Below are 12912 nucleotides of genomic sequence, written 5' to 3'. Positions count from 1 at the left end.
ACAGGCTGTCCGATGAGAGGAAGGAAATGAGATATCGGAATTGCAGGACCGGCCCCTCGGCTCGGTCGGTGAACTCGACGACAGTCGCTTCCCAGTTCCTCTGGAACATGGCTTTTCCGACCATGAATCGATACGACGCTAGTTGATCTCTGAAACGGCGGTCAAGCATTTCGATAGGGGCCGAAGAACACCCCTTTTCCGGTGCGCCGGTACGGATGCAGCGACAGACGAGGGGCCGCCCGGCATGCCGGGCGGCCCCTCGTTCCACGGACCGGGATCAGTCCGCCGCACGTCCCGCGGCGGCCCGCACGCCGGCGACGAGGACCGCCACCTCGCCGGCCCGCGTGCTGGTGAAGTAGTGCCCGCCCCCCGCGAGTTCGTGGAGGGTCACCTCACCCGCGACTGCCTTCCAGGCGCGGTGCGCCTCCTCCCCGCCCTTGGTGGTGGGGTCGTCCTTCGCGAGCACCACGTGCACCGGGGCGGTGATCCGGTGGGGCTGGGGGTCCTCGTGCAGTTCGAGCAGGTGGGCGTTGGTCGAGGCGACGTCGTGCTGGTACGCGGATCCGACCAGGGCTGCGCGCTCCGGCTGGAGCTGGTCCAGTTCGACGTAGGAGCTGTCCACCATGAGCCGCTCCGTGATCTGGCGCGGGGTGAGCGCCGTGACCTCGTCCGTCTCGGCCCGCAGTGCGTCGGCCGGGGTGAGCAGGAGGGCACCCAGGAACACGGCGGTGGGTGCGGCTCCGCTCTGCTCCATCAGCCGTGCGGTCGCCAGTGCGTGGGCGCTGCCGGCGCAGTGCCCCCAGAGCGCGACGTCGCGCGCACCGCGCTGCACCAGGTCCTCGTGCACCCGCCGGGCCACTTCCCTCACGTCCTGCAGCTGTTCGGGAGAGCTGCTGAAGTCGTGCGCGGGCAGCTCGACGCCCAGTACGGCGATGCGGTGCTGGGCCAGGTGTTCCGCGAGGAGGCGGAAGTTGACGGCGTTGCCCCCCGCGTAGGGGAAGCAGACCAGGGTGGCGAGCGGGTCGGCCACGTCTTCGACCAGCGGCTGGAGCAGGCCGGGCACGTCGGGTCGTGCGCCGTCGGCGCGCCCGTCGATCAGGCCGGCCAGGTCGGCCAGTCTGGGCGAGCCGATGAGCTGCTTGAGGGAGATCGCACGGTCGAGCTTGACGACGAACCGTACGGCGGTGAGGGAGGTGCCGCCGAGGTCGAAGAAGTGGTCGTCACGGCCGATGCGCTCCACCGGTACGCCGAGCGCCTCGGCCCATTCGGTGGCGAGCCACTGTTCGGTGGCGGTGACCGGGGCGGTGCGGGAGCCCAGGGCGTGGCCCAGGGTTTCGGCGAGTTCGGCGAGCACCCGCTTGTTGACCTTGCCGTTCTCGCTGAGCGGCAGGGCGTCCAGGCGGTGGAAGTGCGTGGGGACCATGTACTCGGGGAGCAGTGCGGCGAGGTGGGCGCGCAGCCTGCGTTCCTGGACCTCTTCCGGTCCGGTGAAGAACGCGGCGAGGGTCTTGTCACCGCCTGCGCCCGCGCCCGGGTCGATGACGACGGCGCAGTCGGCGACTCCGGGCGCCGTGCGCAGCTTGTTCTCGATCTCCCCGATCTCGATGCGGAAGCCCCGTACCTTCACCTGCTGGTCGCGGCGTCCGAGGTACTCGATCGTGCCCTCGGGCAGCCAGCGGCCGAAGTCTCCGGTGCGGTACAGGCGCTCGCCGGGTACGTAGGGGTCCTCGGCGAAGGCGACGCGCGTCCGCTCCTCGTCGTTGATGTAGCCGCGCCCGACGGACAGGCCCGCGAAGACGATCTCGCCCTGGGTGCCCAGGGGAGCCAGCCTGCCGCGCGCGTCGAGCACGTAGGTGCGGACGTTGCGCAGGGAGCTGCCGACGGAGACGAAGTCGCGTGCGGGGGGTCCCGTGAGCACCTCGTGCATCGTGTCGTCGCTGACCTCGGTGGCGCCGTAGGCGTTGATCAGCTGTACCTGCGGCTGCACGTTGAACCAGCGCCGCACGGGATCGAGTTTGAGGGCTTCGCCGGTGACCGAGATGGAGCGCAGCACTCCGAGGTCGCGGGGCGTGCGCTCCAGCAGGCCCAGCAGGATTTCGAAGTAGGAGGGGACCAATTGGGCGACCGACACCTTGGTGTCTGCCAGTTCGTCGAGGAAGCGTTCGGGGTCGAGCTGGGTGTCGGTGTCGACGATCCGGACGGACGCCCCGGTCAGCAGGGGTGCGATCAGCTGCCACAGGGAGATGTCGAAGCACTGGGAGGCCGTCTGGGCGACGACGTCGCCCGGGCGGAGCCCGACCGAGTCGATCTTGGCGTACAGGTGGTTGAGCATGCCCCCGTGTTCGCACTGGGCACCCTTGGGCGCGCCGGTCGAGCCGGAGGTGAAGTAGATGTACGCCGACTGCTCCGGCCGGACGGAGACCCGCGGGTTGCCGGGGTCCGGCTCCTCGCCCTGGAGCAGCTGCTCGACGAAGAGGATGGTGTGCTGCTGGCCCGAGAGGCGCGTCGTGGCGTCGACGAGGGCGCTCGCGGACTGCTCGGCGATGACGAAGCGGCAGTCGCTGCGCTGGAACTGCGTGGCCACCCGCTGGGCGGGGAAGTCGGGGCGGACCGGGAGGTAGGTGCCGCCGGCCTTCAGGACACCGAGCAGCGCGGCGGCCCATTCGGGGGTGCGGTCCATGACGACCGCGACGACGTCCTGCGGTCCGAGACCGTCCCGCAGCAGCGAGGCGGCGATCCGGTTGGCGGCGGTGTTGAGCGTGGCGTAGTCCCAGACGGTCCCTCCGTGGGACAGGGCCGTCTCGGTGGGCCGGGCCCGCACCTGGTCCTCGAAGAGCTCGGGGAACATCGCCCGCGGCAGGGGGACCACCGGCCCGGCGAGGCCGTGGACGTGGTGGTCGCGTTCCTCCTCCGAGGGCAGCTCCAGGAGTCCGTGCTCGGCGTCGAAGCCGGTGACCAGCGCGCTCAGGGCCGTGGAGAAGTATCCGCCGAGCCGGCCCGCGTAGTCCGCGGCGATGACGTCGCCGCGGTGGTGCAGGTGCAGGGCGAGGCCGTCATCCGCCGTCACCAGGGCCACGTGGAGGGCGGTCCCCCGGGCCGGAGCCGCCGGGCCGGAGCCGGCCGGCGAGGTCTCCAGCACGATCTCGTACGCATCGGCCGGGGCCTGCTCGGAACGGGCCAGGCCGATCGCCCGGCCCGTCGACACGGCGGCCACGAGGTCCCGCCAGCGCCCGTCCGGGATGTCGACCTGGAGGGCCCTGGGGCCGTAGGAGCCGTCCGTCCCGGTGCCGGTGCCGAGGAGCGCGACCGCCACCCGCGGTTCGGCCGCGACCTCGCCGATCACCTTGAGCAGCGCGGTGAGCAGCAGGGACTCGGTGTCCAGCGCCTCGTCGGCCGCGAGCCGGCGCAGGGCCGCCGCCAGGTCGGCGGGAAGTTCGATCACCTGCCGGCCGAAGACGTCCCGGTCGCCGTTCCCCTCGGTCCATCTCGGGACTCTCGTAGGCGCGGCGCCGGATCCGGCAGCGGCCGCCTTCGCTGAAGGACTTGTCAATGCGGACACTTCAACCCCCGGGTCTGCGGGCGACGGACGCCCCACCTGCTCCAACTGGTCACGCGTGCGGACGACTACTGGGCGGCGGCTTCCATGGCCTGGATCAGGCTCTTGGGCCGCATGTCGGTCCAGTTCTCGTTGATGTAGTCGAGGGCCGACTGCCGGTCGGTCTCCTTGAGTGCCACCGTCCAGCCTTCCGGAACCTCGGCGAACGAGGGCCACAGCGAGTACTGACCCTCATCGTTGATCAGGACGAGGAAGACGCCATCGGGGTCCTCGAACGGGTTCACGCTCACGGCTGTGCTCCTTCTGTTCCGTAGCCGCGCCGGAACGCCCGGCGCACAGGACCGGAGTATACGAATGCGAAGTGCCCGCGGCACCAGCCGAGCGGAATTGTCGCGCCGGATTAAGGAGGGCCCGAATGACCTCATCTCGCAGCCCGGTTCCGGGGGGGGATCATTTATCGGTGCGTGAAATGCTGTGACAGGGCTCGGGATACGCAAGAAAATCTGCAGGAGCAGCCGGCGCAGAGTCCCGGAGAAAACGACAGAGGTGACACGGCGTGAGCGCTTCGCAGACCACTCTGGTATCGAGCGATGAATTCCGGTTCCTGATGTCGGGCTTCCCGTCTGGCGTGACCGTCCTCACCACCACCCTGCCGGACGGGAGCCCGCTCGGCATGACCTGCTCGTCGCTGTGCGGCGTCTCCTTGGACCCGCCGGTGCTGCTGGTGTGCGTCCGCAACGAGAGCCCGACGCTGGCGGCCGGCCTGGAGTGCGGAACCTTCGCGGTCAACCTGCTGGACCAGGAGGCCGCTGCGACGGCGGAGCTGTTCGGCTCCGCCGCCCCCGACAGGTTCGACCGGGTGCGCTGGGAATCCGGGCCGGTGGCGGGCATGCCCCACCTGATCGACGACGCGCACACGGTCGCCGACTGCGCCGTCCACCGGAGCGAGGTCGTCGGTGATCACACCGTCCTGTTCGGTGCCGTGCTGAACGTGCGGTCGCTGACCTCCGCGCCCCCCAGCCCGCTGGTCCACGGGCTGCGCCGGTATGCGGGGTGGCCTCCGCGCTGAGGCGGCCACCCCGGCTTGCCTCCGCGCGGTCCGCGGCCCGGACCGGTTCTCAGCCGCTGGCCGCCGCGCCCTGCTCTGCTGACAGGCCGTGACCGGCCAGGGGCCTGGGCAGCGGACTGCCCATGGTCACCAGCGCCGATCCCAGCGGGGTGAGCGAGTGGAGCATGGTGTTGTACCTGCGGCGGCTCGTAATGAGCCCGGCGCCGCGGAGCACCGTGGCGTGCTGACTCGCCGCGGCGGGCGAGATCCCGAGCCTGCGTCCCAGTTCGCTGGTGTTGCACGTCTCGGAGAGTGCCTCCAGCACCCGGGCCCGGGTCCGCCCGACGAGGGCGGCGAGTGCCCGGTCCTCCGTTCCCGCCGACTCCCACAGGGACTCGGCGGCGTCCTGGTCCAGGAGCGTCGGATAGACGAGGATCGGTGCGCGCTGCTCACCCGGTTGCCCCGTGAAGATGCGCGGTCTGTCGATGAACAGCGAGGGGACGATGACCAGTCCCCTGCCCCGCAGTTCGATCACGTCGTCGCGTCCCGATGCGATCGACAGGGTGGGCGGCCGCCAGCCCACCCAGCTGTGGAGGTTGCTGAGCATCCGCTCGATGCCCCCGCCGGCCATGATCCGGCACCGGTACTCGCGATCGATCTGAAGGTGCGCTCGCGCCTTCGGCCAATACGGCTCGATTCCCACTTGGCGAATTCGCGTGATCATGCTGTCTGGCGCGGTCGCCGCTTCGCCCTGCTCGGCGTCTTGTTCCATGAGGTCGAACAGCCAGGCTCCGCCGTCTCCCGCCCGGCCGGCCGACTGCGCCACCGGCGGCCGGACCGTCCGCGGGGCGGGCTGGACGGCCGTGGTGCGCCGCAGGCGCAGGCTCGTCGCGTCCCGCCACCGGGCAAAAGCCGGGCCACCGCCTGCACGTCTCAGAAGATCCGCCGCGAAGACGGCCTCCGCGACCGGCCCGACCGTCGGCATGATCTTCAGTTGCGCTAGATCATCCATCGAAAACTGCACACTCTGCACGTAGGTCCCCCAGTTAGAGCCGCAGCCGGGCGACTCCACTGAGCTCATACGATGCCCGTCGACGCCGACTGCGTGGTGATTTATCCCATTCACCCGAGGGTTTGGAGGAGACATGCGGCCGACTCGACCATGTATCGGTCGAGTCGACGGGGTTGGTGTGCGACACAGCCCCTAACGCGCCCCAGGGTGGCTGGAATTGACCTTCTCTACCTAATCTCAGCCAGAACCCTATACGCAGATTGGCGTAGATGTCTTGGGTAATTTTCCAGCCAACCCCTAGGCATTCTGCGCAGAATTGACGTGGCGCCACGTCCCACTGTCATGAACGTCGGCGGCTGTGTTCCTGTTCCCGGTCAAGGGGAAGAACCGTTGCCCGGACGCCTGACGGGGGACAGGCATCCGGGCAACGGTGTCTCGGGGGAGGCAGCAGGCGTCAGGCGTCCCGCTTGCGCAGCACGTACGTACCGACGACATGGGACGCAACGGCCCAGACCACCACGATCAGCAGTCCCCCCATCGGCGAGTACGGCGCGTTGTCCTTGCCCAGCATGAAGACGCCGCCGGCGGTCTGCGGCATGTAGTCGTTGAGGACCAGCAGGAAGTCACCGCCCAGGCCCGTGAGCATGCTGGGCAGCGCGGAGATGATGAAGAAGAGCACGGCCACGGTCGCGGCCGCCGTCCTCAGGGCGAATGCCACGCCGACCGACATGACCCCGACCAAGGCGCAGTAGACGCCGACCGCCAGCACCTGGGCCGTCACCTTCGACATGTCGAAGCTGGCGTGGCCCTGGAACGGCGACCAGGCCAGCGCGACGCCGATCACGGAGTACACGATGCCCAGCACGAAGCCGACGACCGAACCCACCAGGGCCTTGGCCAGCTGGACGCGGTGGCGCACCGGCACCCACATCAGCGACGTGCGCACGCTGCTCGTCGCGTACTCACTGGTCACCATGGTCATCGCGAGGACCAGGACGGCGAACTGCGTGAGGATGACCGCGGACACCGGAGCGTTGCCGACCGGCTGGATCGGCTTGTCGTTGATCTCGGAGATCGCCCCGTAGTAGTAGCAGAAGATGACCGTCACCAGCAGGCCCACCAGCAGGCAGACGTACGGCGTACGGATGGACCACAGCTTGGTCCACTCCGCGCCCACCGCCCCGGCGAATCCGCCGCCCCGGGCCGGGTTCGTCGCGGGGGCGGGAGAGCCGGCCCTGATTGCAGTCGACATGTCGCTCACGCTCCGGCCTTCTCTTTGGGCTTGGCATCCTCGGAGTCGAAGACGGTGCCGCCCGTCCCGTACTCCACGCTCTGCGCCGTCAGTTCCATGTACGCCTGCTCCAGCGAGGCGGAGACGGTGCACAGTTCGTGCACCCGTACGCCGAGCCGGTGGGCGAGGTCGCCGACCTCCTCGACGCTCCGGCCCTTGATGACGAGCTCGTCGGCGTTCGGGGACTCCACCTGCACCTCGCCGTACGACAGCAGGTGGTCCACGAGCATGCGCAGGTCGTCCGGGTTCGGAGAGCGCAGGCGCACCGAGGACAGGGAGCTGTTGGCGAGCAGGTCGGCCATCGGCGTGTCGGCGAGCAGCTTGCCCTTGCCGATGATGACCAGCTGGTCCGCGGTCAGCTGCATCTCGCTCATCAGGTGGCTGGAGAGGAAGACCGTACGGCCCGCCGCCGCCTGCGACCGCACGAGCTCGCGCACCCAGCGCACGCCGTCCGGGTCGAGGCCGTTGACCGGCTCGTCGAAGATGAGCACCTTGGGATCGCCGAGCAGAGCCCCCGCGACACCGAGCCGCTGGTACATGCCGAGCGAGAACGCGCCGGCGCGCCGCCTGGCGACCTTCGTCAGGCCGACCGTCTCCAGCACCTCGTCCACCCGGCGCAGCGGGATGCCGTTGCTGCGGGCCTGCGCCACCAGGTGGCTGCGGGCCGAGCGTGCGGGGTGCAGGGCCTTGGCGTCCAGCAGGGTGCCGACCTCGCGGATGGGGTGGCGGAACGAGGAGTACGGCTTGCCGTCGATCAGCGCCTCGCCCTCGCTCGGGTGGTCCAGACCGAGGATCATCCGCATCGTGGTGGACTTCCCCGCGCCGTTCGGCCCCAGGAAGCCGGTCACCTGGCCTTCCTTGATGTCAAAGGTCAGGCCGTCCACGGCGACGGTTTCGCCGTACCTCTTCGTAAGTCCTCGGAGGGTGATCACGAGGTGCTCCCTTCGCAATGTCTCAACTGGTCACCACCCTAGGAACGCGGGGCGGGGCGGCACATCGATCGATAGCAAGGAACCCCCCTTACCTTCGTCGGGGGTGCGCACCGGCCGTTGGGCATGAGACCGCCGCGAAGCGCCTTCCGGCGGGCTCGGCGCCGTCGCGCAGGCGTACTCGGCACTAAGCTCGTGGCCGTGCGACAGAAGCTGCAGGACCAGCCGAAGGACCAGCCGAAGGTACGCATACTCCTGGCTGACGACGAATCGATGATCCGTGCCGGGGTCCGCTCCATTCTGGCGAGATCCCCTGACATGGAGGTGGTCGCGGAGGCCTCCAACGGGTACGAAGCCCTGGAGCTGGCGCGCCGCCACCAGCCCGACGTGGCCCTACTGGACATCCAGATGCCGCAGCTGGACGGTCTGTCCGCGGCCGCGCAGATGTGCCGGGACATGCCGGAGATCGGCGTCATCATGCTGACCACGTTCGGGGAGGACGAGTTCATCACGCGGGCCCTTCAGGAAGGGGCCAGCGGCTTCCTGCTGAAGGCGGACGACCCCCGGGAACTGCTGAACGGCGTACAGGCCGTGGCGGCCGGGGGTGCGTACCTGTCGCCGAACGTCGCCGCCCGCATCATCACCGGGCTGCGGGCGGGCGGCCTGATGGCGAACGATCCCCCGACGCTCCGTGCCCTGGACCACCTCACGGAGCGCGAGCGCGACGTGCTGGCCCATCTCGGCAGGGGCCTCTCGAACGCCGAGATCGGCCGCCGGCTGCACCTGGTCGAAGGCACGGTCAAGGCGCACGTGAGCGCGATCCTCGGGAAGCTCGGCGTACGCAACCGGGTGGAAGCGGCCATCGCCGCCTACGAAGCCGGGATCATCCGCCGCGACTAGTGCTGTGGCCCGGGACCCGGAGGGGTCCGCCGGGGCGTGCCTCCCCGGCGGACCCCTCCGGCCGCTGCACCCCGCCCGCTCACACCTCGGCGTAGGCCTCGGCCTGGAGCCCGTACATCTCCGCGTACCGGCCGTCCAGTTGCATGAGTTCGGCGTGGGTGCCCTGCTCCACGATCCGGCCCTGGTGCATCACGATGATGCGGTCCGCCCGCCGGACGTTCACGAGCCGGTGGGTCACCAGGATGGTCGTCCTCGACCCTCCGTCGCCCAGAGCGCTCGCCTTGCGCAGCCCCTCGAAGACGAGGGCCTCCGCCTTGGCGTCCAGGGCCGCCGTGGGTTCGTCGGCCACCAGCACCGCGGCGTCCCGGTAGACCCCTCGGGCGACGCCGACGCGCTGCCACTGACCACCGGAGAGGTCGCGTCCGCCGACGAACTCCTTGGAGAGCACGGTCTCCTCACCGTCGGGCAGCGACTCCATCACGTCGTCGAGTCCCGAGGCGGACACGGCCCGGCGCCAGCGTTCGCCGGTGGCGTCTTCGTCGTCGAGGCGCCCGATGCGGACGTTGGTGGCGGCGGTCATCGGCCAGCGGGCCGGCTCCTGGGAGATCAGGCCCACCTGGTCGAAGACCGACTCCTCGGTGGTCAGGGCGATGTCCACCCCGTCCCACAGGACGGCGCCCGACGTCGGCAGGTAGAGGCCGGTGATGACCTTGCTCAGGGTGGTCTTGCCCGAACCGTTCTCACCGACGAGGGCGACCACCTCGCCCCTGCCGATCGTCAGCTCGATGCCGGTCAGGGCCGTACCGGGGCTGCCCGGATAGCTGAACTCCACACCCTTGAGCTCGATCCGGAGCGGATTGCGGGGCGCGGCGAGCTCCGAGGCCGGGCGGCGCCGGGAGGCGGCGTCGGCCAGCAGGTCCCGGTACAGCTGGAGGTAGTGGGACAGCTCGTAGATCCGGTTGACCGAACGCATCGTCGTCGCCAGCCCGAGGTTCGCGTTCCGCATCGCCACCATGGCCGTGCCGGCCAGGGCCAGCGGCATGACGTCGGTGTACAGCAGGTACCCGAGCAGGACGTACGCGAGGCCGACGCTGGCTCCGGTCATCGTGCGGCCCGTCAGCTGAACGAGGCCCTTCCTGGTCTCCAGCGCCACGGCCTCGTCGGCCAGGACCGAGGCGACCCGCCGGTGCTCCGCCATCAGGGCTTCCTGAAGACGGTACGCGCGGACCTCCGCGGCCACCTCGCGCTTCACGATGAGGTCCTGCACCACCCCGATGCGCAGCTGCCGGGCGGCGTTGTCGAGGAAGCTGACAAAGTCCAGCTTGCCGACCTGCGTGGCCGTCCAGATCTCGGCGACGGCCGCCAGGAGCATCACGGGGAGCAGCCACAGGCTGAGCATCGCGGTGGCGGTGAGTGCGGCAAGCATCGACACCAGCGACCTCAGCACCTCCGCCAGCAGCCGGATGCTCTGGTCGATCGAGGGCATGCCGCGCATCACGCCCTGCCGGACCAGCTCGCGGAAGCTGGGGTCGTCGAACGCCTTCAGTTCGACGGCCACGACGGCGGCGTCCATCGCGTCCTGGGCGGCCGCCATGATCCGGGGGCGGAGCCTGCCCTGGAGGATCGTCGAGGCGCTCTCCAGCAGCCCCCGCAGCGCGTAGGAGCCGACCACGGCGAACACCGCGGGAAGCGAGTCCATCACCCGGTCGGGCGTGGGGCCCCCGGCGAGGAGCTGGGTCAGCACGCTCGCGGTGGCGATCAGCCCGAAGGCCGCGGCGGCGCCGGCGAGGAGCTGCACCAGGGCCACCACGAGGGTGAGGAGGCGCGAGGCCCGCCAGGCGAGCACCACGATGACCGCAACGGTGGACGGCACGGACCGCAGGGTCGAGATGACCCCGCGACTGGCGATGCTCTGACCGGGGACCGCCCAGGTGGGTGTCTGGAAATTGTCCGTGCCTATCAGGGACGTACTGCGCTGCGATGGCGTGCCGCCCACAGCAACTCCTCGGGATCTGGGCTGGGGGACGGGGGTCACGAAAGATGGGCGGCCACACGGCCGAGCGCGGCGGCGAGGTCCGAGCGGTCGCGTACGAGCGCGATCCTCACCCAGTCCTCCCCCGCCTCGCGGTCGGGGAAGAAGGACGCGCCGGGGGCGACGAGCACCTTGGCGTGCTCGACGAGCTCGCGGGCCAGGGCGGAGGACCGGCGGCCGAGGCCGGCGGTGCCGGCCAGGAGGAACCAGCCCCCTTCGGGAGGGTGCACGGTGAACCCGGCGGCCCGCAGTCCCGCACAGACGAGGTCCCGCTTGGTCTGGAACTCGGTCCGGGCCTCGTCGACCGCGGCCTCGTCGACCGCGCCGAGTGCGAGGGCTCCCAGCTGGAGGGGGTGCGGGGTGCCCAGCGTGGTGCGCTCGTGGACGCTGCGGACGGCCGCGGTGATGGAGGGCCGGGCGACGCAGAAGCCGAGCCGCCAGCCGCTCATCCTGCGGGTCTTCGACAGACTGCCCACGACGACGGTGCGGTCGCGCAGCCCTGGGTGGGATCCCAGGGGCGACAGGTGGGAACGCCCGTCGTAGACGAAGCGGTCGTACACCTCGTCGATGATCAGCGTGAGGTCGTGGCGCTCGCACACCGCCGAGAGCGCGGCGAACTCGGCCTCGTCGAAGACGCGGCCGGTGGGATTGTGCGGGTTGTTCAGGAGCAGCGCCCGCGTCCGCGGGGTCACCGCGGAGTCCAGGGACTCCTCGGTCAGCCGCCATCCGGGCCCGGTGAGGGGGGCGAACCGCGGTACCGCGCCGGCGAGTTCTACCACCCCGGGGTGGTTCTCGAAGAACGGGGACGGGATCAGCACCTCGTCACCGGGATCCGTGGTGGCGATGAGCGCCACCAGCAGCCCTTCGGTGGCGCCCGCGCAAACGGTCAGCTCGCGCTCGGCGTCGACTTCCACCCCCCGCTCGGCGGTGAGCTGCGCGGCCAGCGCCAGCCGCAGGTCCAGGAGGCCGGCCGGGTCGGCGTACTGGTTCGAACCCGAGCGCAGGGCCGCCGCGGCCGCGTCGACGGCTGCCCGCGGCGGGTCCCCGACCGGGATCCCGAGGGCGAGGTCCGTGGCGCCTCCGGCGCGCGCGGCGGGCAGGAGGGCGGCGAGACCGAGCGGGGGCAGGCCCGCCGCCCGGCGGGAGAGACGGGTGTCGGTCACAGCTCGCAGTCCTGCCGGGCCACGGGGTCGCCCATGGCGACCAGCACCTCTCGTTCGCCTGCGAACGGCTCCCGGCCGTGGGCGAGGCGGATGTTGTCGACGAGCATGAGGTCGCCGGTCTGCCAGCGCTCGGCCATCCTCACCCGCTCGTAAGCCGAGTTCAGCTCCTCGATCTCCCGTCGTCCGACGGGCTCGCCGTCGCCGTAGAAGGTGCGGAACGGCAGGTCCTCGCCGCATTCGCCGGTGAGGAACTCACGGACCTGCTCCTCCAGGCTCCACTCGCTCCAGAACGCGACGTGGTTGAACCAGGACACGTCCTGGGTCTGCGGGTGGCGGATCAGCGCGGAACGGTACTGGGTGGTGGTGAGGCGGTCCCCGTGCCACTGCGTCGTCAGCCTCTGCTCGGCGGCGTACCGCTCCACCTCCGCCCGGTCCTCGGTCCCGAACGCCTCCTGCCAGGTGAGCCCGAAGTGGCCCCAGTAGTTGCGCACCAGCTTCCAGCCCTGCTCGCGGAAGCGGGCCACCATGTCCTCGGGGAGCAGTTCGAGGACGGCGCGCATGTCCCCCAGGAAGGTCTCCCCGCCGGCGGACGGGGCCTTCAGGCAGGCGAACACGAGCAGGCCGGGGTAGCTGAGCGCGTAGCTGTTCTCGTTGTGCAGCCGGATCCGCCGACGGGCGGGCACGTCGGTCGCGGTGAAGACGCCACGGCCGTATGCACTGCGCGGGGTCGCCTTCTCCACGTAGTCGGCCGGCCGGCCGATGACGCGGTCCCGCAGCACCGCGAACTCGTCGGCCGTGGTGAACGGCAGGCCGCGGAGCATGACCGAGCCGCGTTCGGTGCGCGTCGCGTGCAGCTCGTCGAGGTGGTCCGACAGCCAGTCGGCGGCGGCTTCGACGGACAGGCCCGGCGGCACGGTGCGGACCGGTATCCGGTGCGGCGCGAGGTCGGTGGTCATGACGTGTGAGTTCCTTCCGATGGTT

Annotated in this window: 10 protein-coding genes; 2 read left to right on the top strand and 8 right to left on the bottom strand. The window is 70.4% G+C overall.

What is annotated here, in order from left to right:
- Nucleotides 1–277 precede the first annotated feature (277 nt).
- The gene (locus OG447_RS10920; RefSeq protein WP_266936291.1) at nt 278–3442 is read right to left on the bottom strand and encodes an amino acid adenylation domain-containing protein; all 3165 of its coding nucleotides are present in this window, start codon (nt 3440–3442) and stop codon (nt 278–280) included.
- Nucleotides 3443–3624: 182 nt separating this feature from the next.
- Nucleotides 3625–3846 (bottom strand): MbtH family protein, encoded by a 222-nt coding sequence (locus tag OG447_RS10915; RefSeq protein WP_266936290.1) that lies wholly within the window; start codon nt 3844–3846, stop codon nt 3625–3627.
- A 266-nt stretch (nt 3847–4112) separates the two neighbouring features.
- On the opposite strand from OG447_RS10915, the gene OG447_RS10910 reads away from it, so the two are divergent.
- Nucleotides 4113–4625 (top strand): flavin reductase family protein, encoded by a 513-nt coding sequence (locus OG447_RS10910; protein WP_266936289.1) that lies wholly within the window; start codon nt 4113–4115, stop codon nt 4623–4625.
- Between the two features lie 49 nt (nt 4626–4674).
- On the opposite strand, the gene OG447_RS10905 is transcribed toward OG447_RS10910, so the two are convergent.
- The 3 genes from OG447_RS10905 to OG447_RS10895 all read right to left on the bottom strand — a co-directional run bounded on the left by OG447_RS10905 (nt 4675) and on the right by OG447_RS10895 (nt 7839).
- Nucleotides 4675–5637 carry a helix-turn-helix transcriptional regulator gene (locus OG447_RS10905; protein WP_266936288.1) on the bottom strand — a complete coding sequence of 321 codons (963 nt, stop codon included), beginning with the start codon at nt 5635–5637 and terminating at the stop codon, nt 4675–4677.
- A 433-nt stretch (nt 5638–6070) separates the two neighbouring features.
- Nucleotides 6071–6868: an ABC transporter permease gene (locus OG447_RS10900; protein ID WP_266936287.1), complete on the bottom strand. Its 798-nt coding sequence runs from the start codon at nt 6866–6868 to the stop codon at nt 6071–6073.
- A gap of 5 nt (nt 6869–6873) precedes the next feature.
- The gene (locus tag OG447_RS10895) at nt 6874–7839 is read right to left on the bottom strand and encodes an ABC transporter ATP-binding protein (protein ID WP_266936286.1); all 966 of its coding nucleotides are present in this window, start codon (nt 7837–7839) and stop codon (nt 6874–6876) included.
- Between the two features lie 246 nt (nt 7840–8085).
- Between OG447_RS10895 and OG447_RS10890 the strand changes: the two genes are divergently transcribed.
- Entirely contained in the window at nt 8086–8736 is a 651-nt protein-coding gene (locus OG447_RS10890; protein WP_323181826.1) for a response regulator transcription factor, read from the top strand.
- Nucleotides 8737–8815: 79 nt separating this feature from the next.
- Here OG447_RS10890 and OG447_RS10885 read toward each other — a convergent pair whose 3' ends face one another.
- From OG447_RS10885 to OG447_RS10875, 3 genes are all read right to left on the bottom strand, one after another.
- Nucleotides 8816–10609: an ABC transporter ATP-binding protein gene (locus tag OG447_RS10885; protein WP_266936284.1), complete on the bottom strand. Its 1794-nt coding sequence runs from the start codon at nt 10607–10609 to the stop codon at nt 8816–8818.
- A 158-nt stretch (nt 10610–10767) separates the two neighbouring features.
- Nucleotides 10768–11931, bottom strand: coding sequence for a pyridoxal phosphate-dependent aminotransferase (locus OG447_RS10880; protein ID WP_266936283.1), 1164 nt, complete (start codon nt 11929–11931; stop codon nt 10768–10770).
- Entirely contained in the window at nt 11928–12887 is a 960-nt protein-coding gene (locus OG447_RS10875; protein ID WP_266936282.1) for a TauD/TfdA family dioxygenase, read from the bottom strand. The genes OG447_RS10880 and OG447_RS10875 overlap by 4 nt, the downstream gene beginning before the upstream one ends.
- Nucleotides 12888–12912: the final 25 nt, after the last annotated feature.

The organism is Streptomyces sp. NBC_01408 (assembly GCF_026340255.1).
Lineage (GTDB): Bacteria > Actinomycetota > Actinomycetes > Streptomycetales > Streptomycetaceae > Streptomyces.
Note: the sequence above shows the minus strand (reverse complement) of the source record. Positions and strands in the feature narration are given on the sequence as shown.

Coding starts and splice junctions, on each gene's coding strand:
- OG447_RS10900 (WP_266936287.1), bottom strand. CDS start 6,868: ATGTCGACTGCAATCAGGGCCGGCTCTCCCGCCCCCGCGACGAACCCG.
- OG447_RS10875 (WP_266936282.1), bottom strand. CDS start 12,887: ATGACCACCGACCTCGCGCCGCACCGGATACCGGTCCGCACCGTGCCG.